Raw genomic sequence first — 22,686 nt, 5'->3', positions numbered from 1 at the left:
TTTTTCGCATTCTATACGTCTAAACATGAGTAAAAAACGTTGATTTATCAACGTTTTTTCGCTTACCACGAAAAATAAGCAGCAAAATGCGAATCCATTGGCATTTTATAATACTAACATACGGAATTTATCAAGTCAAACTTTTATTGCGCGTAAAATATAGTAACCTTTTTTCTTCGCAACCGTTTCAACTTGGCCGAATATTTGTTCCATTTTATCCATAGCAGATGGCGCACCTTGTTTCTTTTGAATCACTACCCATAACTCGCCACCAACGCAAAGTTTGTGGTATGCTTCTTCAAAAATTTGGTGAACGACTGTCTTACCTGCACGGATCGGAGGATTTGTAATAACAGCAGCAAACTCGTTATCCTTCACTTCCGCAAATAGATAGCTTTTATAGATCTTAACGTTATCGACCTTGTTCTTATCTGCGTTCAGTTTAGCGAGTTCAATTGCTCTTTCATTGATATCCACCATTTGAACAACACGATCTTGTTCCGCTCTAGCAAGCGAAAGTCCGATCGGTCCGTATCCGCATCCTACATCTATATAATCACCAGGTACTTCTGGAGGTACAAAGGACTCTATTAAAACTCGACTGCCAAAATCTACTTCTTTCTTCGAAAAGACACCAGCATCCGTCGTAAAGCGAAACTTTTCGCCGTTTAATAAAAAATCCCACGTCTCTCTTTTACTTTCTGTACCAGGTGTTTCAGAATAATAATGGTTTTTCATCGTATTTAAACTCTCCTTACCTTCTGATAAAGACAGTATTCCCGTTCCGAAATTCTCTAACGGTCTATCTATAAAACGCTTTTACAATGTCGCCTTTGAAAGTAGCTGATTTCCGTTACAGGTGCTCGCTTTCCGCGGGGCAGGCGGTGAGCCACATTCGAACGTTTCACTCTTAAGTGTCTCACCCGCCCGCCTGTCCCGCAGGAGTGTCGCACCTTTCACTTCAATCAACTGTTCAAAGAAGCGACAAGAATAAAAGCAGCAAGATTTTAGAATAGTTCATTCTAAAAAGATTAAGCGAAACAAACAAAAAGGTCCGCCATCGGGCGAACCTTTTCTTTTGAATTACTTAACTTCAACAGAAGCTCCAACTTCTTCAAGCTTAGCTTTGATTTCTTCAGCTTCGTCTTTAGATACGCCTTCTTTAACTGGCTTAGGAGCACCGTCAACAAGTTCTTTCGCTTCTTTAAGTCCAAGACCTGTAAGTTCACGAACAACTTTGATAACTTTAATTTTTGAAGCTCCACCGCTTGCAAGAATTACGTCGAATTCAGTTTTTTCAGCAGCAGCGTCTCCACCAGCAGCTCCACCAGCTACAGCTACAGGAGCAGCAGCAGTTACACCAAACTCTTCTTCGATTGCTTTTACTAGGTCGTTAAGCTCTAAAACAGTCATTGTTTTTAAGCTTTCAATGATTTGCTCTTTAGACATTATAATTTCCTCCTTATGGAATGTAAGTTATTGGTTGAAGGTAAGGCTTATGCGCCTTGCTCTTCTTTTTGTTCTGCAACAGCCTTAGTAGCCAACGCAAAGTTGCGGATAGGTGCTTGAAGCACGCTGAGTACCATTGAAAGAAGACCATCTCTTGATGGAAGTTCAGCAAGAGCTTTCACTTCTTCTAGAGACGCAACGCGTCCTTCGATTACACCAGCTTTAATTTCAAGCGCTTCGTGTTTCTTAGCGAAGTCGTTAAGGATCTTAGCCGGAGCTACAACATCTTCATTTGAAAATGCGATCGCTGTAGGACCAGTTAAGTGTTCAGCTAATTCTTTAAGGTCATTCTCTTCAGCAGCGCGAACTACCATTGAGTTTTTGTAAACTTTAAACTCGATGCCAGCATCACGTAGTGACTTACGAAGTTCAGTAACCTCAGAAACAGTAAGACCACGGTAGTCAACAAGGATTGTTGATTGGCTATTTTTGATTTTCTCAGAAATAGTGGATACTAACTGCTTTTTTGTTTCTAAAATGCTGCTCATTATTACACCTCCTGTAAAATGATTGCATCACCGCAGGTTTTGTCCAAAAACAAAGCCTCCATGTCGAGACATGGAGGCGTGAGTATCTAAAGTCATAAGTAATTAACTAATGAGCTTATCGATGCTTCACCTCGGCAGGAAGATTTAAGCCAGTTGGCTCCTGCTGTCTACGGCATTCATCTGATGCGTTTGTGTTTAACAGTATATAATATAACGGGTCGAAACCCGTTTGTCAACTATCGTTTTACAGCAAATGAAGATGGATTAACTTTGATCCCAGGTCCCATAGTTGAAGAAACAGCAACGTTCTTCATGTAAGTTCCCTTTGCAGCTGCAGGCTTAACTTTCAACAATGTTTCGATGATTGTGTTAAGGTTTTCTGCAAGCTTCTCAGCTTCGAAAGATACTTTACCGATTGGAACGTGAACGTTACCAGTCTTGTCGACACGGTATTCTACTTTACCAGCTTTGATTTCGTTAATCGCTTTTTCAACTTCAAATGTAACTGTTCCTGTTTTAGGGTTAGGCATTAAACCTTTAGGTCCTAGAACACGTCCAAGTTTACCAACTTCAGCCATCATGTCCGGAGTAGCAACGATTACGTCGAACTCGAACCAACCTTGTTGGATTTTGTTGATGTAGTCAGAATCGCCAACGTGATCTGCTCCAGCAGCTTCAGCTTCTTTTGCTTTTTCACCTTTTGCGAAAACTAATACACGTTGAGTCTTACCAGTTCCGTTTGGAAGCACTACTGCTCCACGAACTTGTTGGTCAGCTTTCTTCGTGTCTACACCTAAACGAACTGCAACTTCTACAGACTCGTCAAATTTTGCAGGAGCAGTCTTTTTAACTAGCTCGATCGCTTCTGCAGCATCATATGCTTTTGTGCGGTCTACTAATTTAGCCGCTTCTTGGTACTTCTTACCTTTGTTTGCCATTGTATTGTCCTCCTTATGTGGTTTAGCGGATATTCCTCCCACTTATTGCACTTAAAAGATTCAAGTGCAATCACACGCATTGCATGAATAAAGGTTGCGAACCGTTTGACGGGTAGGATATCAATCCATTTACTCGCAACCTAATAGACATCAAACACAGGGATTAGTCTTCGATAACAATTCCCATGCTGCGTGCAGTACCTTCAACCATACGCATTGCAGCTTCAACGCTAGCAGCGTTTAGGTCAGGCATTTTTGTTTCTGCGATTTCGCGAACTTTATCACGCTTTACAGTCGCAACTTTTTTCTTGTTAGGCTCACCAGAACCTGACTCGATTCCTGCAGCTTTCTTTAAAAGAACAGCAGCCGGAGGAGTTTTAGTGATGAATGTAAATGAACGGTCTTCGAAAACCGTGATTTCTACCGGAATGATTAAACCAGCTTGATCAGCAGTACGAGCGTTGAATTCTTTACAGAATCCCATGATGTTTACCCCAGCTTGTCCTAGTGCAGGTCCAACTGGCGGTGCCGGGTTTGCTTTACCAGCAGGGATTTGCAATTTTACCATCTTAATAACCTTTTTAGCCACGCGACACACCTCCTTAAGTCCGTGATGTGGTATTATGGGCCGAAACCCTCCCACTCAAAAATACGCTTCCCCTCCTAAAAGAGAGGAAGCAGTTGATTAGTAATATCAAACATAAAAAATTCTATCACCTTTTTGAAGTGATTACAAGTCTTTTTCCATTATAACTTGCTAACTTGGGTAAACTCAAGTTCAACTGGCGTCTCACGACCAAACATGTTGACGTGAACTTTCAGCTTCTGTTTTGTTGCATCGATCTCTTCAATCGTACCAACAAAGTCAGCAAAAGGACCTTCTTTTACTTTTACAGATTCCTTGATTTCGAAATCAACTTCAACGCGCGGAGCTTCCATACCCATACCTTTAAGAATATGTTCTACTTCCTCAGGCAAAAGTGCCGTTGGCTTTGAGCCCGCTCCAGCAGAACCGACAAATCCTGTTACCCCAGGCGTATTACGTACAACGTACCAAGAATCATCTGTCATGATCATCTCCGTTAATACATAACCAGGGAAAACTTTCTTCATGCTTGTTTTTGTCTTACCGTTCTTTGTTTCGGTCTCTTCTTCTACAGGTACAAGTACACGGAAAATCTTATCTGTCATCCCCATAGATTCCAAACGCTTTTCCAAGTTTGCTTTTACTTTGTTTTCATAACCTGAATAGGTATGAACTACGTACCAATTTTTTTCCATACGATGGGACCCGTGTCCTTTCCCTCCTAAAATGGATATACTCTAGCATTCTATCCAAAAGAAGCTATATCTAATCTACCCTAAAATAAGCTCAACTAATTGTGAAATCCCTAGATCCACAACCCAGAAGAACAAAGCCATAATCACTACAGTTGACAGTACAATCCCCGTATAGCGAAATAATTCTTTTCGCGAAGGCCAGCTTACACGCTTCATTTCCTTATTTACATCGGAAAGAAACTTTGCTGGTGATTTTTTTGTCTTTTCTGCAACATCCGCCATCTTCATAAACCCCCATGCCTTTTGATCAATTAACATTTATAAAAAAAGCTTGTTTCGCTTACTTCGTTTCCTGGTGAATGGTATGAGCATTGCAGTAGCTGCAAAACTTTTTAACCTCGACTCGTTCAGGATTGTTTTGCTGGTTCTTCATCGTTGTATAATTTCGTTTTGAGCATTGTTTACAGGCTAAAAAAACTTTTTTTCTCATGCTAAATAAACACCTTTCGTGCGACAAAGCCACTCATCCACGTTACAATGTTACTTTTAAAACCTTAACATAGGGGTATACGCTTGTCAATAAAGGGAAAATGGTGTTTTGAGAGCTAATTGTGTTGGAAAGGTAAGTGGTTGATTACCGTTTTAGATGCTTCGCTTTGCTAGTGATGCAACTCAATCTTGTACTGGAGACAGCTTGCTTGATGGTAGCGTAATGAAACAAAATTTACGCTAAAAGGCATCTCTCATCGATAAAATTGGGTGAAAAGTCAGCTGAAATTGATTTAGCTGGTCTTTTTGTTCTTGTAAGAACGAAAATTCATGCGTTTTTTCACTTACAGGTAGCCATAAACATATACCCTGTCCGGTATTCTTAATGCTAATCCTTGAAATATCAGCCATAATCCTAGAAATTATTCCATTAATTCCGCGAGTTTCAGCTATATTCCCGCGAGTTTTGAACATATATCGGCGAGTTGACAAATTCGACTACTATTACCCCGCTCCGATACCCCCACACATCAGCTCAACATCCACTCAAAGCCAAAAGAAAAAGAGCAGGAACAATCCCGCTCTTAAGATGATATTTCTCTTAGCTCTAAATAACGCTCTAATTTACGTTTCACTCGCTGAAGCGCGTTGTCGATTGACTTCACGTGCCTGTCGAGATCCACTGAGATTTCCTGGTACGATCTTCCGTCAAGATACAGCATCAGAACTTTACGTTCCAGGTCACTTAATATTTCTCCCATCTTCACTTCAATATCATCAAATTCTTCTTGATTGATAATCAGTTCTTCTGGATCAGTGACTTTTGTACCGCATATGACATCCATTAGTGTACGGTCAGACTCCTCATCATAGATCGGCTTGTCCAACGACACGTAAGAATTTAACGGAATGTGCTTTTGTCTAGTTGCCGTTTTGATAGCGGTAATCATTTGCCTTGTTATACATAGTTCGGCAAAAGCTTTAAAGGATGACAGCTTGTCCTCTTTAAAATCGCGAATGGCTTTATACAGCCCGATCATGCCTTCTTGAATAATATCTTCACGGTCTGCACCGATCAAAAAGTATGATCTTGCTTTCGCACGAACAAAGTTTTTATATTTGTTGATCAAATATTCAAGTGCTGCGCTGTCCCCCTCATGAACCAGTTCCACAAGGCTTTCATCTTCCATGAGCTCGTAATCGCTTACTGACCGTTCCTTGAGATCTATGTTCACGACAAATCCCCCCACCAGGTTTTTACCGGCAAAATATAGCAATATTATAGCTCATAGTTCACAAAAGCGTCAAGATTCCTTATTTTTGCCCTCTTCTCCATCTTTCAAATATTTCGGCAATTTCGTCTGAAAGAAGGATAGAGGAGGAGGTTTGCTTCCTTTTCCGCTCGCCAACGGACACATGAATATGCTTTTCTATTTCATCCATCTCATTCTTTAATTCTCGCGCAGATTTTCGCAATGCGCCTTTACCAAAAATCTGCCACTGTTCGGTTGAATCTGAAGTTGCTACGTAAATTCGCGTATCGATTGATTTTAACTCTCCGACTAAACGTTCGATCCGCTCATCTGCCGTTTCGTTCTCTCTTGTAAAAATGACTTCAACGCGGTGGTTTTTCGTTTTTTTCTCTGTGCCAGGTGTGAGATGGGCATCAAATACGACGATCACTTGATACCCAGTCGTTCCCTGGTATTCTGCCATATATTCAATCAGCAGATCTCTTGCTTTGGCAAAATCTGATGTTTTTAAGCTCCGTAGTTCGGGCCAGGCGCCAATGATGTTGTAGCCATCAACAATCAAATAGTGGCGTGTTTTCATTTTCGCGCTTCTAACGGATTGCGGTTACGGTACACTTCATACATCAAGAGACTAGCAGCAACCGATGCATTAAGTGAGGTAACCTTCCCTTTCATCGGAAGCTGAACAAGGAAATCACACGTTTCTGAAACAAGTCTTCCCATCCCTTTTCCTTCGCTTCCGATCACAAGACCTAAAGGCATGTCCCACTTTGCTTGTCTATAGTCATCTTTCCCTTTCATGTCAGCGCCGGCAAACCACATACCGCGGTCTCTTAACTCTTTCATCGTTTGGACAAGGTTCGTTACACGAACGACCGGAATGTACTCGATCGCACCCGTTGAAGCTTTTGCTACTGTAGCTGTTAATCCTACTGAACGTCTTTTTGGAATGATGATGCCATGTGCACCGACTGCATCAGCCGTACGCATGATCGAACCTAGATTATGCGGATCTTCAAGCTCGTCCAATAGAATAAAGAACGGCTCTTCTCCTCTTTCTTCAGCAATTTTAAACAGATCATCGATATCTGCATAAGAGTAGGCTGCTACGCCAGCGATCACACCTTGGTGATTGCCGCCCCCGCTTAATGAATCGAGCTTTTGCTTCGGTACATATTGCACAAGGACATTTTGCTTTTTCGCCATAGAGACGATCGTACTTACAGGTCCTTTTTGAGATCCTTCACCTACGAAAATTTTATTAATATCACGGCCGGAGCGCAGTACTTCCATAACCGGATTTCGGCCAATGATCAGTTCTTGTTCTTTTTGTTCTTTTGCTTCACTCATCTTTAAACCTCCCCCTTTTTATTTTCGGATAACACATATTCCATCATGTTCGTTAATCGTTCATGGTTGTTTAACAGATAGAGATAACCGATGATCGCTTCAAAGCTTGTTGCATGTCGATACGTTTGAACATCCGTATTTTTCGGAACGGTTCCTTGGTTCGCATTGCGGCCACGCTTAATTACTGCGACCTCTTCTTCTGTAAAATAGTTTTCTTCAAGCAGCTGAACGACCATGCTTGCTTGCGCTTTTGCTGAAACAAACTTTGTTGCAGATACGTGGAGCTTATTCGGCTTCACCTGTCCGTTACGGATAAGGTGTTCACGCACGAACTGCTCCATTACTGCATCTCCCATATAAGCAAGCGTGGTTCCATTCAGTTGTTTAATATCTGAGTCCGTCATCTTCATTTACTTATCTCTTTTCCACCGAACACCCTGTGCGGTATCTTCCAAAATGATGTTCTGTTCTTTTAAATGATCACGAATTTCATCAGCGCGAGCAAAGTTCTTTTCTTTACGCGCTTGATTACGTTCTTGAATAAGAGCATCAATCTCTTCATCCAACAATTCCTCTTCTTTATGAAGAGTAAGTCCAAGCACACCAGCCAGCTCATCAAAAAGAGCGATAAATTCTGTAATAACGGCTTTAGAAGTGTTCTTTTCTTGCAGATAAACGTTCGCTTCTCTCGAAAAATCGAAAAGATTAGAGATAGCATTCGCTGTGTTAAAATCATCATCCATATCAGTGATAAATTTCTCTCTTGTTTCTTTCACGAGCTGACTCCATTTTTCTGTATCAAGCGAAAGGTCAGCCGATACACTCAAGCGGTGTTTTAAGTTTTCATAAGACGTACGGATTCTATTTAATCCTGCCTCTGCTGCTTCCAACAACTCTTGACTGAAGTTGATCGGATTACGGTAGTGGACGGCCAGCATAAAGAAGCGGATAACTTGTGGATCCTGCTGTTTTACAAGATCATGAACAAGTACAAAGTTCCCAAGTGATTTGGACATTTTTTCGTTATCAATATTAATATACCCATTATGCATCCAATACTTAGCCATCGGAGCTTCATTTAATGCTTCCGATTGTGCGATCTCATTCTCATGATGCGGAAAAGCTAAATCTTGACCGCCGCCATGAATGTCGATCGAATCACCTAAGTATTTTTTAGCCATTGCCGAGCATTCGATATGCCAGCCTGGACGACCTTTGCCCCACGGGCTCTCCCAATAGATCTCTCCTTCTTTCGCTGCTTTCCATAGCGCGAAATCAAGAGGATCTTCTTTTTTCTCTCCTACTTCAATTCTCGCACCAGATCTTAAATCGTCGATCGATTGATGAGAAAGCTTGCCATAACCGTTGAACGAACGCGTTTTAAAATAAACATCCCCCGCTGCTTCATAAGCAAACCCTTTTTTGATGAGGTTCTCGATAAACTCAATGATCTCTGGCATCGTTTCTGTTACACGCGGGTGTGCGTCCGCTTTTTGTACGCCTAGTGCGCAAGTATCCTCATGGTAGGCGTTGATAAATTTCTCAGCGATCGTTGGGACATCGCTTCCCATCTCGTTCGCCGCTTTAATGAGCTTATCATCAACATCCGTAAAATTGGAGATGAATTGCACTTCATAATTTCTGTATTCCAAGTACTTTCTCACTGTATCAAAAACAATAGCCGGTCTTGCGTTTCCGATATGGATATAGTTATATACAGTCGGTCCACACACGTACATCTTTACTTTTCCTTCTTCTAACGGAACAAAAAGCTCTTTTTGACGTGTCATCGTATTATAGATTTTAATACCCATTTATACTTCACTCCCTTTTTTCAATGTTTCCAGTTCTGCACGCATTCGTTTCATCTCGTTATGCATTTCTCTAAATTTGTCGGCTACCGGGTCAGGCAGATCGCGATGATCAAGTTCGCATCCTATTTTGATTCCGTCTTTAATCACGACTCTTCCTGGAATTCCAACTACGGTCGCATCAGGCGGCACATGTTGAAGAACAACCGAGCCTGCACCCACTTTTGAATTTTTGCCGATGGTAATGTTACCTAGCACTTTGGCTCCTGTAGCAACAAGAACGTGATCTTCAAGCGTGGGATGCCTTTTTCCTTTTTCTTTTCCCGTACCTCCGAGCGTAACACCTTGGTAGAGCGTTACATCATTTCCGATGATACACGTTTCGCCGATCACAACACCCATTCCGTGATCGATAAAGAAGCGTCTGCCGATCTGTGCTCCTGGGTGTATTTCGATACCAGTAAAAAAACGGCTGATCTGTGAGATCAAACGGGCTAAAAACAGCCAGTTTCGTTTGAATAATTTATGTGCTAATCTATGGGCCCAAACCGCATGCAGTCCAGAGTAGGTTAGGACTACTTCGAATGAACTTCTAGCCGCTGGGTCTTTCTCAAAAACAACCTGAATGTCTTCTTTCATGGCTGAAAACATGTTCTCCAACCTCCTTGCCTTTTTATAAAAGGGACTTGCCTGTTACGCGTGATGTCTCAGGCATTTTTTATTTTCTTCATCGCAAAGTTGATTGGAGTGTAAGGTGCGAGACTCCTGGGGGATCAGCGGGACAGGTGAGACTCTTAACAGCGCTAAGAGGCTCACCGCACGCCCCCCGGAAAGCGAGTACCTGTAACGGAAATCAACTACTTTCAAGAGCGACGAAGACTACAAATAAAAAACGCCCCTGTGCCAAATATGACACAGAGACGTACGGATAGACGCGGTTCCACTCTGTTTAACAGGCTTATTAAAAATTACCTGTTCCCTTAAGCTCCATAACGGGGAGTTGCCGCCCAAACCTACTCAACTTTCGGCACGGGACTCCGAGGGGCACTTCAGCAAGCATTTTCATGAACCACTTTCAGCCGGTGATGGTTCTCTCTATTATGAAAAGGCGCTAGCCTACTTTCCTCATCTGCGTTTTTACGTTTAATATAAGTTTCTTTTACTATATTATAATCTTTGCAAAATGTGTACTTTTATTACTTTTTAATTTGAGTCAGTACAGCATTTACGCGCTTAGTAATAACATCTTTTCCTAAAAGAGAAACAGCAGCAGGGAGATCTGGACCATGTTGCTGACCAGTCGTTGCCACACGGATCGGCATGAACAAGTTCTTTCCTTTTTGGCCCGTTTCCTTCTGAACAGCTTTCATCATCGCTTTGATGTCTTCCGCTTCAAAAGAATCACTGCTTTCGATCTGAGTTAAGAACGATTCCATAACGGATGGAACACCTTCACCTTGCAAGACTTCAAGTGCTTCTCCTTCATACTCGATCTCTTCTTTAAAGAAAAGTTCCGTTAAGTCTACGATCTCAGCACCATAGCTCATTTTTTCCTGATGAAGAGCGACAAGCTTTGTGATCCACTCTTGTTCTTCAGGGCTTGGGTTCTCAGAAACTCTACCCGCTTTTACAAGGTGAGGCATACATAACTCAACAATGCGAGCTACGTCTTGCTGTTTCATATACTGGTTGTTCAGCCACTCTAACTTTTGTGTATCAAAAACAGCAGGTGCTTTTGACAAACGGTTCGGGTCAAAGATCTCAATAAACTGCTCACGACTGAAGATCTCTTCTTCTCCACCCGGAGACCAGCCTAATAGCGCGATAAAATTAAACAGCGCTTCTGGCAAGTATCCTAGATCTTTGTATTGCTCGATAAACTGAACGATCGATTCGTCACGTTTACTCAATTTTTTACGGTTTTCATTCACGATCAATGTTGTATGACCGAACTTCGGATGCGAAAATCCTAAAGCATCATAGATCAATAGCTGTTTCGGAGTGTTTGAAATGTGATCATCTCCACGCAGTACGTGAGTGATCGCCATTTCATGGTCATCGATAACAACAGCGTAGTTGTAAGTTGGGATCCCGTCTTTTTTTACGATAACAAAATCACCAAAGCCGCTCGATTCAAAAGATACTTCACCTTTAACCATGTCATCAAACGTGATCGTACGGTCTTGCGGAACTTTAAAACGAATACTCGGACGGCGACCTTCTTCTTCTAATGCCGCTTTTTCTACAACTGATAAGTTTAGACAGCGTCCATCATAAACGGGAGTATCCCCTTTTGCCATCTGCTCTTCACGAGAAGCCTCAAGCTCTTCTTCTGTACAATAACAAGTGTATGCAAGACCTTTTGAAAGTAGTTCATCTGTATACTTTTCATACAGATCTAAACGTTCCATCTGACGATACGGACCGTAATCTCCTCCGATATCAACACTTTCATCCCAATCCATACCGAGCCATTTCAAATGGTTCAGCTGGCTCTCTTCTCCACCTTGAATGTTACGCTTTTGATCTGTATCTTCAATACGAATAATAAATTTTCCGCCAGTGTGGCGTGCATATAGATAATTGAATAGAGCTGCACGTGCATTCCCTATATGTAAGTGTCCCGTTGGACTTGGTGCATAACGCACTCGAACTTCGTTTGCCATCATGTTTCACCTCTAAAAATATTTTTTACTTAAACGATGATGCTTTTGGAAGTGGTTCATTTCCGTTCCAGATACTCGCTTTCCGTGGGGCAGGCGGTGAGCCACATTCGTACGTTTCACTCTTAAGTGTCTCACCTGCCCGCCTGTCCCACAGGAGTCTCGCATCTTCCACTCCAATCAACTTTATCAGAGAAGATAATGAACGGAATGCTCCCAAAGCAACAATTTTTTTAAAGAACCTTCTCTATCAAAACAACCGCTTGAGCTGCGATTCCCTCTTCGCGTCCAGGGAATCCTAGCTTTTCAGTCGTCGTCGCTTTCACGTTGATTCTCTCTACATCAACACCAAAAATACCAGCGATCACTCCACGCATCTCTTCAATGTACGGAAGCATCTTTGGTTTTTGAGCAATGATCGTACAATCTATATTACCTAAAGAATAACCTTTTTTCTCAACCAATTTCCAAGAATCGAGCAACAAACGCTTTGAATCTGCGCCTTTGTAAGCTGGATCTGTATCTGGAAAATGCTTGCCGATATCTCCTTCACCCGCTGCGCCTAATAATGCATCTGTAATCGCATGTAAAAGAACGTCAGCATCAGAATGTCCTAAAAGTCCCTTCTCATAAGGAATCGTTACACCGCCAATGATTAGCGGGCGACCCTCACTGAAGGCATGTACATCAAAACCCTGTCCGATGCGCATCATGCTTTTTCCCCCTGTCTCTCTAACAAAATGGCTTGTCCAAACAACAAGTCATCAGACGTAGTTAATTTTATATTATGATAGTCTCCCATTACAATAGCGACTGTTTGTCCAATTCGTTCCACCAGGCTGGCGTCGTCTGTTCCTACAAAGCCTTCTTCGTCTGCCTTTCCGTGTGCTTCCATTACGATAGAAAGACGAAAAGCTTGCGGGGTTTGAACAGCCCACAAGCTGGAACGGTCGATCGTTTCTTCCACTTGATTCTCTACTACCCGCTTAACCGTATCCTTTACAGGAACAGCTAATACGGCAGAGCCCGTTTCTCGTGCCGTGTTAACAAGTTGTGAAATAGAATCTTGTGTGATGAAAGGCCGTGCAGCGTCATGAATGAGAACAAAATCCGTATCGATCGGTACGACCTTTAGACCCTCATATACACTTTGCTGACGTTCTTTTCCGCCTGGAACGATTTTGCGCACTTTTTTGTATTGGAACGACTCTACAAAATCTTGCATCTGTTTCAATTCCTTTTCACTACCGACCAAGATCACACCTTCGCAATGCGGATCGTTTTCAAACACATGTAGTGTGTGTGCGAGGACTGGTTTTCCTAAGAGCTCGATCCACTGCTTAGAGATGCCAGCATTCATGCGTTTACCTTGTCCAGCAGCAGGAATGACTGTCCAATAATTCACGTGCTTCCCCACCGTTCGTTACAATGCTTTTTCTAATAGTTTCTTTTTAGCAAAAATCATTCTGCCCGCTGATGTTTGGAGTACAGAAGTTACCACAACATCAATCGTCTTACCTACATAATCACGACCATCTTCTACGACGATCATCGTTCCGTCATCCAGATAACCTACACCTTGACTCTGTTCTTTTCCGTCTTTGATCACTTGTACAACAAGCTCTTCACCAGGAAGAACAACTGGTTTTACCGCATTTGCAAGGTCATTAATATTCAGTACTGCAACGTTTTGCAGTTCACATACTTTGTTTAAGTTAAAATCATTCGTTACGACAACTCCGGATAATAACTGAGCGAGTTTTACAAGCTTGCTATCAACCTCTGTTACCTCTTCAAAATCACCTTCATAGATTTCAACTTTCATAGATAGCTCTTTTTGAATACGATTAAGGATATCAAGCCCACGGCGTCCTCTGTTTCGCTTTAAAACATCTGAAGAATCAGCAATATACTGCAATTCTTCTAAGACAAAACGAGGAATGATAAGCGGACCTTCTAAAAAGCCGGTTTGACAGATATCAGCCACTCGGCCATCGATAATGACGCTCGTATCTAAAATCTTATATTTACCACTCGGCTTATCGATCTCAGCCTCTTTTTTACGTTCTTTTCCTTGGCTTTTTAAAGAGAACAGCTGAATCAACTCATCTCTCTTTTTAAAACCTACCTGAAAGCCTAAATAACCGAGCAGGAATGTGATAGCGATCGGCAGGATCGAGCTAACCACAACAATATCCATAGAACTTAACGGTGACTGGATCAAAAATGCGACGATCAGTCCGATGATCAGCCCCATTGTCCCGGATAAAAGATCAGTTGCCGGAGCTTTTACAACCGTTTCCTCAGCCCAGCGGATTAAACCTACTACGTAATCTGACAGCCAAAATGTAGATAAAAAAAGTATAAGTGCACCAATTACTGCCCCGACATATGGGGATGTTACTTGATTCGGTAGATCACCGAAGTTAAGTACACGAATGAGATCTGGTATATATAGATAGCCGAGCATGCCACCTATTACAATAAAAAATAGTTGAACAATTCTTTTTAGCATGCCTGATTCACCTCCCCTAATCATTATTTACAAAATGATCGTATTAAAAACGTGCAAAAAATAGAAAATTCCTTTTTTTACTGAGGATGTTTCATTTAGATATGACGATCTACAAAAAGCTGTTCCTGAATGCGTTTTAGACCTTCTTTTACTTTTCTGGCACGAATCTCACCGATACCCTCTACCTCGTCCAATTCATCAATAGACGCACGTAAAATTTGCGGAAGGTTCTCAAAAGCATCTGTTAAATTCTCGATAATAACAGCTGGAAGCCTTGGAATCTTACCAAGAATACGATATCCGCGTGGATGAATCGTCTCATCCTGCATATTCATACCGGCTGAGAACCCTAAAAGTTTCATAATTACGGATTCATCAAACAATTCTTCAGATGATAGTTTGTTCAATTGGCGAAGAATCGCATAAGGATCACTTTCACGATCTTTCATATAGTCCTTGATCAAAAGCAGTGCTTCTTCCTCGATGTTAGAAACAAGCTCCTCCATCTGGATTCGAATCAGTCTGCCTTCAACACCAAGTTCATTAACATATTTAATAATCTCATTTTTTATGCGTAAAACCATCTCAATTCTGTGAATAACTTGTGTAACTTCTTGGAAAGTCACTAATTCTTCAAATTCAAGTGCGCCAAGGTTCGTTACACTTTGGTCGAAAACCACTTTATATTTCTCAAGCGTTTGAATCGCTTGATTCGCTTTCGTTAAGATGACACCGATCTCTTTTAACGAATAGCGAATCATCCCTTGATATAGAGTGATGACGTTACGACGTTGAGAAATGGAGATCACAAGGTTGCCTGTTTGTCGCGCAACACGTTCTGCCGTTCTGTGACGGATCCCCGTTTCTGTAGACGGAATAACCGTATCTGGAATCAGCTGTGTGTTCGCATACAGAATCTTAACAGCATCTTCGTTTAAAATGATCGCACCATCCATCTTGGCAAGTTCATATAGTGATGCTGGTGAGTATTTGCAGTTAATAGAGAAACCTCCATCAACGATTTCTTTTACTTTATCGTTGTATCCAACAACGATCAGTCCGCCCGTGTTCGCTCGTAGTACGTTGTCGATTCCTTCCCGAAGTGGTGTTCCGGGAGCAACTAGTTGTAACATTTGGCTTATGATTGCTTCTTTTATCGCATGATCCATAATATACTTTACCCTCCTAACGCTGCTTGTAATGCCTCATAAACGGTCGATACGCCGACGACTTGTATTCCTTTTGGAACTGTCCAGCCGCCGATATTTTTATCAGGTATAATAGCTCGCGTAAAACCTAACTTCGCAGCTTCATGTACGCGCTGCTCGATACGGGAAACTCGTCTAACCTCTCCCGTTAATCCTATTTCTCCAATCATAACATCTGTTGGCTTGGTTGGTGAATCGCGAAAGCTTGAAGCGATGCTGATCGCAACAGCAAGATCGATCGCCGGCTCATCCAGTCTGACTCCGCCTGCTACGTTCAAATAGGCATCCTGATTCTGAAGCAGCAGCCCAACTCGCTTTTCTAAAACCGCCATAAGCAGCGAAACACGGTTATGATCGATTCCGGTGGCCATCCTTCTAGGATTACCAAAGCTCGTTGGTGATATTAACGCCTGAAGCTCTACTAGCATCGGACGCGTTCCCTCTAGAGAAGCAACTACTGTCGAACCCGCTGCTCCTTTCGAGCGCTCTTCTAAGAAGATTTCAGAAGGGTTTAATACTTCTTCCAGCCCTACTTCTTTCATTTCAAAAACTCCGATTTCATTCGTAGAGCCAAAACGGTTCTTAACGGCACGCAAGATCCGGAATGTATGATGTCTTTCTCCTTCAAAGTACAATACCGCATCTACCATGTGCTCTAAAAGACGCGGACCGGCAATGTTACCTTCTTTCGTAACATGTCCAACGATAAATACAGCAATACCTTTTGTTTTTGCCATACGCATCAAATGCGAGGTACACTCTCGTACTTGCGATACACTCCCTGGAGCAGACGTTACTTCAGCTCGATAGACGGTTTGAATCGAGTCGATGATCATCACAGAAGGCATCACATCAGCCATCGCCTGTTCAATCAGTTCTAAATCTGTTTCTGCTAAAACAAACAAGTCCTTCGCGTCGATATCTAAACGATCGGCACGCAGCTTCGTCTGTTTCACAGATTCCTCACCAGATATGTATAGAACACGCTCTCCTTTTTGTGCAAGCTGTGCTGATGTTTGCAGCAACAACGTGGACTTACCAATTCCGGGGTCTCCACCAACTAAAACCATAGAGCCTGGAACGATTCCTCCACCTAGTACACGGTTGAATTCCTGATAGTTTGTAGGTATGCGTGGTTCTTGCTCGCTTTTCACATCCGCTATTGACTGAGGTTTTTGCTTTACGTTCTTATCTCCGCCAGAGCTTAATCCTCTTATATTTTTTTCAGGTCGAATCGTTTCCTCCACCATCGTGTTCCACGCATGGCAACCGGGACATTTCCCCATCCATTTCGGTGATTCATAACCGCAATCTTGGCAAAGAAAGATTGATTTTACTTTAGCCATCTATAAAAACTCCTCTTCAAAACTTAACACTTTAATATCTATCTATTTCATAACCTTTAGTTTCTAGTTTCAGATGCTTAGTGAATTGATGCTTCTAAAGTATTCCTGAAAAGACTTCATTGAAAGGTTGATTGGAGTGGAAGGTGTGAGACTCCTGCGGGACGAGTGGGCAGGAGAGACCCCTAAAGGCGCAGAGCGGCAGGGGGCTCACCGCACGCCCCGCGGAAAGCGAACACCTGTAACGGAAACCAACCACTTTCAAGGCATCATTGTAAAGGAAAAAATAGGTTTACTATTTTAATTAGTTAAATACTGAAAATATCAAGATTTCTTCACTAATATCATAACATAAAACCTAACAACTACTTCCATTTGAGCTCTGCAAAAAAAGGCGAACAGCTAAGATTATTTCGACAAAAACCCGGAGGACATGTCTGTCTTCCGGGTCTTTTGTAGGATATTCTCATATGTGGTAAAAGTTAGACCGTTTGAACGACAAAATCGTTCTCTTCCACATCGATCTTAACGGTCTGCCCTTTGTTGATATTTCCTCTTAAAAGCTCTTCAGATAATCGATCTTCAATCTTACGCTGTAGGGCACGACGCAATGGACGAGCTCCGTAATCTGGATCGTATCCTTCTTCTGTAATCTTCTCGAGAGCAGCTTGAGTCAACTCGATCTCGATACCTTGATCACTTAAACGTTGTTTCAGTGATGCGGCCATCAGGCTAACGATTCTTAGCAAGTGCTCTTTTTCTAGAGAATGGAACACGATGATCTCATCAATACGGTTCAAGAACTCTGGACGGAATGCACGCTTTAGTTCATCCATTACTTTAGACTTCATATCGTTGTACTTTTGACCTTCGTTATGAACAGCAAACCCTAGTGAACGGTTACGCTTAAGCGTGCTCGCTCCTACGTTTGAAGTCATGATTACAACTGTGTTGCGGAAATCGACCGTACGTCCCTTAGAATCAGTAAGACGACCATCTTCTAGCACTTGAAGCAAGATGTTGAATACTTCCGGATGCGCTTTTTCGATCTCATCAAGCAAGATAACAGAGTAAGGCTTTCTTCTTACTTTCTCTGTTAACTGGCCGCCCTCTTCGTGTCCAACATAGCCTGGAGGCGAACCAACGAGACGGGATGTTGTATGCTTCTCCATGTATTCAGACATATCGATACGGATAATCGCATCTTCATCACCAAATAGTGTTTCGGCAACAGCTCTTGCAAGCTCCGTTTTACCTACACCTGTTGGTCCTAAGAAGATGAACGAGCCGATCGGACGCTTCGGATCTTTGAGTCCAGCACGTGCTCTTCGGATCGCTTTAGAAATTGCCGTAACCGCCTCAGACTGACCGATAACACGATCATGCAGAATCTCTTCCATCTTCAGAAGGCGTTCTGTTTCTTCTTCAGCAAGCTTAGAAACTGGAACTCCCGTCCAAGAGGATACAACTTGTGCGATATCTTCTGGCGTTACTTCTGTGTTTTCTTTACCTTGCTTCTCTTTCCAAACATCCTTCGTTTTTTCTAACTCTTCGCGAAGGCGTTGTTCAGAATCTCGAAGTGAAGCTGCTTTTTCAAATTCTTGACTTTGAACAGCCGCATCCTTCTCCTTACGAACTTCCTCTAGCTTTTGCTCAAGCTCTTTTAAATTTGGCGGTGCTGTATAAGAACGAAGACGAACTTTTGACGCCGCTTCATCAATGAGATCGATCGCTTTATCTGGTAAGAAACGATCTGAAATGTATCGATCAGATAACTGAACAGACGCTTCAATCGCTTCATCCGTAATCGTCACACGGTGGTGAGCTTCATACCGATCGCGCAGTCCTTGAAGAATTTGAATACTTTCATCCTTTGTTGGCTCGTTAACCGTGATTGGCTGGAAACGACGCTCAAGCGCTGCATCTTTTTCAATATATTTTCTGTATTCATCAAGTGTTGTAGCACCGATACATTGAAGCTCGCCGCGAGCAAGAGCTGGCTTCAGAATGTTGGATGCATCAATCGCACCTTCTGCTCCACCTGCACCAATCAGCGTATGAAGTTCATCGATGAATAGAATGATATTCCCTGCCTGTCGGATCTCATCCATTACTTTTTTCAGACGATCTTCAAATTCACCTCTGTACTTCGTTCCTGCTACAACTGTACCCATATCAAGCGTCATAACACGCTTATCACGAAGTGTTTCTGGCACTTCGTTATTAATGATCTGCTGAGCTAGACCTTCTGCGATAGCTGTTTTACCAACACCTGGTTCCCCAATCAAAACTGGGTTGTTCTTCGTACGACGGCTTAGAACCTCGATAACACGCTGAATTTCTTTAGCACGCCCGATTACAGGGTCTAATGTACCTTCACGAGCAATCGCCGTAAGATCACGTGCTAAGCTGTCTAACGTTGGTGTGTTAGCACTCGCAGATGAACCTCTATGACTTGAAGAAGATTCATTGCTTCCTAGTAACTGCAGCACTTGCTGACGCGCTTTGTTAAGGCTGACACCAAGGTTGTTTAGAACACGAGCTGCAACACCTTCTCCTTCACGGATCAAGCCTAATAGAATATGTTCTGTTCCCACGTATGAATGTCCGAGTTTACGAGCCTCATCCATGGAAAGTTCGATCACTTTTTTAGCACGAGGGGTATAGTGAATCGTTTGAACAGCTTCCTGACCGCGGCCGATCAATGTTTCCACTTCTTTTTGAATCTTTTCTGGCCCTAGACCAAGAACTTGAAGAGCTTTCGCTGCAATTCCTTCTCCCTCACGGATTAATCCCAGTAGGATATGTTCTGTTCCCACGTTATTATGACCTAATCGAATTGCTTCTTCTTGTGCTAAAGCTAAAACTTTTTGTGCTCTCTCTGTAAAACGACCAAACATCATACTCGTCACGCTCCTTATCGGTTTTCCAATTTTATTCTTTCTCTGATTAAAGTGGCTCTTCTTATGTCACGTTCTTCTGGAGTTAGAACTTCACCTGCATATTGTTGAAGAAAACCTGGTTGTGTAAGTATCATAAGTTCATTTAGTATCGTTTTTGAAATCCCAGGTAAAATCTCTAAATCAATACCAAGCCGCACATCTGATAAACATTTGGCAGCTTCTTTTGACTGGATAATCCTGCAGTTCTCTAACGTTCCTAATGAACGGAATAACTTGTCTTCAAGCTGTAATTTCAATCCATCCTGCAGCTGTTTGCGAGCTGCTCGTTCTTGTTGGATGACCTGCATGACGACACCTGCGAGATCTTCCATAATATCCTCTTCCGACTTGCCCAGTGTCATCTGGTTTGAAATTTGAAAAATGTTTCCTTGTGCCTCGGTACCTTCTCCATATATGCCTCTCACCGCTAACCCTAGCTGATTGATTGCTGGGATGATACGACTCATCTTTTTTGAGAGTACGAGCGCTGGAAGATGCATCATGACAGAGGCTCGAAGTCCAGTTCCTACATTCGTCGGACAGCTTGTTAAATATCCTCTTTTTTCATCAAACGCATAATCAACGTTTTTTTCAATGGAATCATCGATCTCATTCGCCCGATGAAGCACTTCTTCTAGTTGAAAGCCTGGTGCTAAACATTGGATGCGTATATGATCTTCTTCGTTCACCATGATGCTCACTGATTCATCTGCATTCATGAGAACCGCACCGTACTTCGCTTGCTCTGCTAAATTGGGACTAATCAGATGTTTCTCAACAAGTACCCGTTTTTGAACAGGTTTTAACTCCTCCATCATCAGCATTTCCAGCTTTTCTGCTTCTTCATTATCTTCGACCATACAAGTTGAGATCGCTGATATGACTTCATGAGCCGATTCTTTATCTGCTGCGATGGGAAAAACATATTGATGAATATTCCTTGCAAGTCGGACACGGCTCGAAAGAACTATATCCGATTCTGGCCCCTCCCGTTTCATCCAGGGACTGATCGCGTCACTGATAAATCGTTCCAAAGACATCGGTTACGTATCCCTCCCCTGTTGTAAGCGGTGCTCGATCTCTCTGATGACATCCCTTGTTTCAGCAGCTTTTTCAAATTCCTCATTTAATATATACTGCTGCAAAGCTTGCTTTAATTGCTGAAGCTGCTTTTTTTCTTGAATACTGCTTCCTGCACGGAGTGGAATCTTCCCTGCATGCAAGGTATTACCACCATGAACTCTTTTAAAAATCGGATTAAGCTTTGAATCAAATGCCTTGTAGCAATTCTCACACCCAAAGCGGCCGATCTTCGCAAACTGATAATAACTCATTCCGCATTTTTCACAGGTTAATGAGGGCGGAATGAAGTTGGATGATGGTGTGTTCGGGACATGTCCATCACCGTGTAAAAGACCAGAAAGCAATTGGTGAATGGAGAAAGAATTCGACCCCGGCAAGAATTCTCCTTTTTCTTTGGCACAATGTTCACAAATGTGAAATTCGGTTTTTTCTCCATTTATGATTTTGGTAAAATGCAATGAAGCTTCACGTTCATGGCACTCTTCACAATTCATTCTGCTCCCTCCCTTTATATAGAATGAAAAAAAGGGCTATGTGGTTCGATATTTTAACGTTTTTATCATAGCTTTTAATAATTCTGCTCGTAATTCGTCTCGTTCTGGAAGGTTAAGCTTTAAAATAGATCTGTCCATCACACTCAGCATAAGTCTTGCTTCTCGTTCTGAAACGATCGTTTCTTCCATAAGTCTCTTTATTACATTTTCTGCGTTGCCTTGCGATATCCTTTCACCAATCAAGGTGGTTAAGTGATCAATTAAGTGAGCGGAGCTTTCGGTACGGACTTTCATAATCCGAATATAACCTCCTCCACCTCTTTTACTTTCCACTACGAACCCTTTTTCAATCGTAAATCTCGTGTTAATAACGTAGTTTATTTGAGAAGGCACGCATTGAAACCTTTCAGCAATATCCGTCCGCTTAATTTCAATGGACGGATCATTAGAGCTTGAGAGAATTTGCTTTAAGTAATTTTCAATTACATCTGAAATATTCCTCATTTCCCCTCCCCCTTCTGACTTTGACTAACTTTGACTATAGTTATATTATAGCCTGCCTTTTTCCGAAAATGCAAATCTCTATTCCCCATTATTGCCTCATGATAATCTTCTTAACCTGTATGATTCTGTCGAAAAGATGATGCTTTTGGAGGAGGATGGATGTGCGGGGATCGAGGATTTTTTTTGAGGTTCGACGATGGGTTTGTTGTGTTGTGTTGTGTGCTAACGGAAAATGTTGTGCGGTCGCGTTGATGAATTTTGAAGGCGAGAACTGCGGAGTTTTGGTGAAGTTTTGGCTTGGGTGATGTTTGTAAGAGCTGCTATAGGTTCTTTTTGGTGGATCTTGAGCTTTTGTTTGTGGAATATAGCGTGATGGAAGATGGCTGTGGCCATCTTTTTCCTAATTTGAGGCTTGTGAGAGGGTTATTGGTGTTGACACAGGTTTTTGAAGAATACGAGCCGGGGTATGTTTCACATCTAATTAAGTCTAAATGAACAAAATTAAGTCAAAATGTGAGCGAATTAAGTCGAAACGAACCTCAATTAAGTCTAAAACCAAAAATAAAGGCTGTTCGCTAAATCTCGACAACCAATCTCTGCCCGATCCAAGCTCTATACCCTCCACCCTTCACACCCCAGTCACCCATAATCAGAAGTTTGGCATGCGCCAAACCACCTTATTTGATTTTCTTCTTTTTAAAAGCACAAAAAAAGAAGATGGATTTTCATCCATCTTCCTCATTGCCTAGCGACGTCCTACTCTAACAGGGGGAAACCCCCAACTACCATCGGCGCTAAAGAGCTTAACTTCCGTG

At 42.2% G+C, this 22,686-nt stretch carries 24 protein-coding genes, 1 rRNA gene and 2 other annotated features; all 25 genes read right to left on the bottom strand.

The genetic code is table 11. The annotated features are described in order from the left end of the window. Nucleotides 1-135: 135 nt before the first annotated feature. Nucleotides 136-738, bottom strand: a complete 603-nt coding sequence (locus tag I5J82_RS19475; RefSeq protein ID WP_198769414.1) for a class I SAM-dependent methyltransferase — start codon at nt 736-738, stop codon at nt 136-138. A 345-nt stretch (nt 739-1,083) separates the two neighbouring features. Further along, nucleotides 1,084-1,449, bottom strand: a complete 366-nt coding sequence (rplL, locus tag I5J82_RS19470; RefSeq protein ID WP_198769413.1) for a 50S ribosomal protein L7/L12 — start codon at nt 1,447-1,449, stop codon at nt 1,084-1,086. A 47-nt stretch (nt 1,450-1,496) separates the two neighbouring features. Continuing rightward, a complete protein-coding gene (rplJ, locus tag I5J82_RS19465) occupies nt 1,497-1,997 on the bottom strand; it encodes a 50S ribosomal protein L10 (protein ID WP_198769412.1) in 501 nt (166 codons plus the stop codon). Nucleotides 1,998-2,036: 39 nt separating this feature from the next. Further along, nucleotides 2,037-2,188 (bottom strand) — a sequence feature (ribosomal protein L10 leader region). Nucleotides 2,189-2,233: 45 nt separating this feature from the next. Continuing rightward, nucleotides 2,234-2,935 carry a 50S ribosomal protein L1 gene (rplA, locus tag I5J82_RS19460; RefSeq protein ID WP_198769411.1) on the bottom strand — a complete coding sequence of 234 codons (702 nt, stop codon included), beginning with the start codon at nt 2,933-2,935 and terminating at the stop codon, nt 2,234-2,236. A 163-nt stretch (nt 2,936-3,098) separates the two neighbouring features. Beyond that, nucleotides 3,099-3,524: a 50S ribosomal protein L11 gene (rplK, locus tag I5J82_RS19455; protein WP_066238005.1), complete on the bottom strand. Its 426-nt coding sequence runs from the start codon at nt 3,522-3,524 to the stop codon at nt 3,099-3,101. Between the two features lie 158 nt (nt 3,525-3,682). After that, on the bottom strand, nt 3,683-4,216 hold the full coding sequence (gene nusG, locus I5J82_RS19450) for a transcription termination/antitermination protein NusG (protein ID WP_198769410.1): 534 nt from the start codon (nt 4,214-4,216) through the stop codon (nt 3,683-3,685). A 75-nt stretch (nt 4,217-4,291) separates the two neighbouring features. Continuing rightward, nucleotides 4,292-4,498, bottom strand: coding sequence for a preprotein translocase subunit SecE (gene secE, locus I5J82_RS19445; RefSeq protein WP_082861218.1), 207 nt, complete (start codon nt 4,496-4,498; stop codon nt 4,292-4,294). 58 nt (nt 4,499-4,556) lie between these two features. Continuing rightward, entirely contained in the window at nt 4,557-4,706 is a 150-nt protein-coding gene (rpmG, locus tag I5J82_RS19440) for a 50S ribosomal protein L33 (protein WP_077365486.1), read from the bottom strand. Nucleotides 4,707-5,289: 583 nt separating this feature from the next. Further along, nucleotides 5,290-5,940, bottom strand: a complete 651-nt coding sequence (gene sigH / locus I5J82_RS19435; RefSeq protein WP_066390628.1) for an RNA polymerase sporulation sigma factor SigH — start codon at nt 5,938-5,940, stop codon at nt 5,290-5,292. A 79-nt stretch (nt 5,941-6,019) separates the two neighbouring features. Continuing rightward, nucleotides 6,020-6,538 carry an NYN domain-containing protein gene (locus tag I5J82_RS19430; RefSeq protein ID WP_137792248.1) on the bottom strand — a complete coding sequence of 173 codons (519 nt, stop codon included), beginning with the start codon at nt 6,536-6,538 and terminating at the stop codon, nt 6,020-6,022. Next, nucleotides 6,535-7,308: a 23S rRNA (guanosine(2251)-2'-O)-methyltransferase RlmB gene (gene rlmB, locus I5J82_RS19425; protein ID WP_066390621.1), complete on the bottom strand. Its 774-nt coding sequence runs from the start codon at nt 7,306-7,308 to the stop codon at nt 6,535-6,537. The genes I5J82_RS19430 and rlmB overlap by 4 nt, the downstream gene beginning before the upstream one ends. A 2-nt stretch (nt 7,309-7,310) precedes the next feature. Further along, on the bottom strand, nt 7,311-7,712 hold the full coding sequence (locus tag I5J82_RS19420) for a Mini-ribonuclease 3 (protein WP_408610429.1): 402 nt from the start codon (nt 7,710-7,712) through the stop codon (nt 7,311-7,313). Between the two features lie 6 nt (nt 7,713-7,718). Then, nucleotides 7,719-9,122: a cysteine--tRNA ligase gene (cysS, locus tag I5J82_RS19415; protein ID WP_198769408.1), complete on the bottom strand. Its 1,404-nt coding sequence runs from the start codon at nt 9,120-9,122 to the stop codon at nt 7,719-7,721. Further along, nucleotides 9,123-9,779: a serine O-acetyltransferase gene (gene cysE, locus I5J82_RS19410; RefSeq protein ID WP_332873690.1), complete on the bottom strand. Its 657-nt coding sequence runs from the start codon at nt 9,777-9,779 to the stop codon at nt 9,123-9,125. 253 nt (nt 9,780-10,032) lie between these two features. Further along, nucleotides 10,033-10,260, bottom strand: a binding site (T-box leader). A gap of 55 nt (nt 10,261-10,315) precedes the next feature. Next, a complete protein-coding gene (gene gltX / locus I5J82_RS19405; RefSeq protein WP_198769406.1) occupies nt 10,316-11,785 on the bottom strand; it encodes a glutamate--tRNA ligase in 1,470 nt (489 codons plus the stop codon). 230 nt (nt 11,786-12,015) lie between these two features. Next, nucleotides 12,016-12,495, bottom strand: a complete 480-nt coding sequence (gene ispF / locus I5J82_RS19400; RefSeq protein WP_198769405.1) for a 2-C-methyl-D-erythritol 2,4-cyclodiphosphate synthase — start codon at nt 12,493-12,495, stop codon at nt 12,016-12,018. Beyond that, nucleotides 12,492-13,187: a 2-C-methyl-D-erythritol 4-phosphate cytidylyltransferase gene (gene ispD / locus I5J82_RS19395; protein WP_198769404.1), complete on the bottom strand. Its 696-nt coding sequence runs from the start codon at nt 13,185-13,187 to the stop codon at nt 12,492-12,494. The genes ispF and ispD overlap by 4 nt, the downstream gene beginning before the upstream one ends. Before the next feature lie 18 nt (nt 13,188-13,205). Beyond that, nucleotides 13,206-14,297, bottom strand: a complete 1,092-nt coding sequence (locus I5J82_RS19390; RefSeq protein WP_198769403.1) for a PIN/TRAM domain-containing protein — start codon at nt 14,295-14,297, stop codon at nt 13,206-13,208. Nucleotides 14,298-14,392: 95 nt separating this feature from the next. Beyond that, nucleotides 14,393-15,466 (bottom strand): DNA integrity scanning diadenylate cyclase DisA, encoded by a 1,074-nt coding sequence (disA, locus tag I5J82_RS19385; protein ID WP_198769402.1) that lies wholly within the window; start codon nt 15,464-15,466, stop codon nt 14,393-14,395. A gap of 8 nt (nt 15,467-15,474) precedes the next feature. Beyond that, a complete protein-coding gene (gene radA / locus I5J82_RS19380) occupies nt 15,475-16,851 on the bottom strand; it encodes a DNA repair protein RadA (protein WP_198769401.1) in 1,377 nt (458 codons plus the stop codon). A 479-nt stretch (nt 16,852-17,330) separates the two neighbouring features. After that, nucleotides 17,331-19,751, bottom strand: a complete 2,421-nt coding sequence (gene clpC, locus I5J82_RS19375) for an ATP-dependent protease ATP-binding subunit ClpC (RefSeq protein WP_137792297.1) — start codon at nt 19,749-19,751, stop codon at nt 17,331-17,333. 14 nt (nt 19,752-19,765) lie between these two features. Beyond that, nucleotides 19,766-20,830 carry a protein-arginine kinase McsB gene (mcsB, locus tag I5J82_RS19370; protein WP_198769400.1) on the bottom strand — a complete coding sequence of 355 codons (1,065 nt, stop codon included), beginning with the start codon at nt 20,828-20,830 and terminating at the stop codon, nt 19,766-19,768. A gap of 3 nt (nt 20,831-20,833) precedes the next feature. Then, nucleotides 20,834-21,367 carry a protein-arginine kinase activator protein McsA gene (gene mcsA / locus I5J82_RS19365; RefSeq protein ID WP_198769399.1) on the bottom strand — a complete coding sequence of 178 codons (534 nt, stop codon included), beginning with the start codon at nt 21,365-21,367 and terminating at the stop codon, nt 20,834-20,836. A 36-nt stretch (nt 21,368-21,403) separates the two neighbouring features. Next, on the bottom strand, nt 21,404-21,871 hold the full coding sequence (locus I5J82_RS19360) for a CtsR family transcriptional regulator (protein ID WP_137792299.1): 468 nt from the start codon (nt 21,869-21,871) through the stop codon (nt 21,404-21,406). A gap of 743 nt (nt 21,872-22,614) precedes the next feature. Next, nucleotides 22,615-22,686, bottom strand: a 5S ribosomal RNA gene (rrf, locus tag I5J82_RS20690); the annotation flags it as partial.

Origin of the sequence: Fictibacillus halophilus, assembly GCF_016401385.1 — a bacterium.
Lineage (GTDB): Bacteria > Bacillota > Bacilli > Bacillales > Fictibacillaceae > Fictibacillus > Fictibacillus halophilus.
The sequence above is the reverse complement of the archived record's forward strand: the minus strand, read 5'-3'. Positions and strand labels throughout refer to the sequence as shown.

What these genes read in the sequence shown, in the direction of transcription:
- secE (WP_082861218.1), bottom strand. Translation starts at nt 4,498, where the DNA reads ATGGCGGATGTTGCAGAAAAGACAAAAAAATCACCAGCAAAGTTTCTT.
- rplJ (WP_198769412.1), bottom strand. Translation starts at nt 1,997, where the DNA reads ATGAGCAGCATTTTAGAAACAAAAAAGCAGTTAGTATCCACTATTTCT.
- I5J82_RS19475 (WP_198769414.1), bottom strand. Translation starts at nt 738, where the DNA reads ATGAAAAACCATTATTATTCTGAAACACCTGGTACAGAAAGTAAAAGA.
- rplL (WP_198769413.1), bottom strand. Translation starts at nt 1,449, where the DNA reads ATGTCTAAAGAGCAAATCATTGAAAGCTTAAAAACAATGACTGTTTTA.
- mcsB (WP_198769400.1), bottom strand. Translation starts at nt 20,830, where the DNA reads ATGTCTTTGGAACGATTTATCAGTGACGCGATCAGTCCCTGGATGAAA.
- rplA (WP_198769411.1), bottom strand. Translation starts at nt 2,935, where the DNA reads ATGGCAAACAAAGGTAAGAAGTACCAAGAAGCGGCTAAATTAGTAGAC.
- rpmG (WP_077365486.1), bottom strand. Translation starts at nt 4,706, where the DNA reads ATGAGAAAAAAAGTTTTTTTAGCCTGTAAACAATGCTCAAAACGAAAT.
- I5J82_RS19430 (WP_137792248.1), bottom strand. Translation starts at nt 6,538, where the DNA reads ATGAAAACACGCCACTATTTGATTGTTGATGGCTACAACATCATTGGC.
- I5J82_RS19360 (WP_137792299.1), bottom strand. Translation starts at nt 21,871, where the DNA reads ATGAGGAATATTTCAGATGTAATTGAAAATTACTTAAAGCAAATTCTC.
- gltX (WP_198769406.1), bottom strand. Translation starts at nt 11,785, where the DNA reads ATGGCAAACGAAGTTCGAGTGCGTTATGCACCAAGTCCAACGGGACAC.
- nusG (WP_198769410.1), bottom strand. Translation starts at nt 4,216, where the DNA reads ATGGAAAAAAATTGGTACGTAGTTCATACCTATTCAGGTTATGAAAAC.
- I5J82_RS19420 (WP_408610429.1), bottom strand. Translation starts at nt 7,712, where the DNA reads ATGACGGACTCAGATATTAAACAACTGAATGGAACCACGCTTGCTTAT.
- disA (WP_198769402.1), bottom strand. Translation starts at nt 15,466, where the DNA reads ATGGATCATGCGATAAAAGAAGCAATCATAAGCCAAATGTTACAACTA.
- rlmB (WP_066390621.1), bottom strand. Translation starts at nt 7,308, where the DNA reads ATGAGTGAAGCAAAAGAACAAAAAGAACAAGAACTGATCATTGGCCGA.
- clpC (WP_137792297.1), bottom strand. Translation starts at nt 19,751, where the DNA reads ATGATGTTTGGTCGTTTTACAGAGAGAGCACAAAAAGTTTTAGCTTTA.
- I5J82_RS19390 (WP_198769403.1), bottom strand. Translation starts at nt 14,297, where the DNA reads ATGCTAAAAAGAATTGTTCAACTATTTTTTATTGTAATAGGTGGCATG.
- ispF (WP_198769405.1), bottom strand. Translation starts at nt 12,495, where the DNA reads ATGATGCGCATCGGACAGGGTTTTGATGTACATGCCTTCAGTGAGGGT.
- radA (WP_198769401.1), bottom strand. Translation starts at nt 16,851, where the DNA reads ATGGCTAAAGTAAAATCAATCTTTCTTTGCCAAGATTGCGGTTATGAA.
- mcsA (WP_198769399.1), bottom strand. Translation starts at nt 21,367, where the DNA reads ATGAATTGTGAAGAGTGCCATGAACGTGAAGCTTCATTGCATTTTACC.
- cysS (WP_198769408.1), bottom strand. Translation starts at nt 9,122, where the DNA reads ATGGGTATTAAAATCTATAATACGATGACACGTCAAAAAGAGCTTTTT.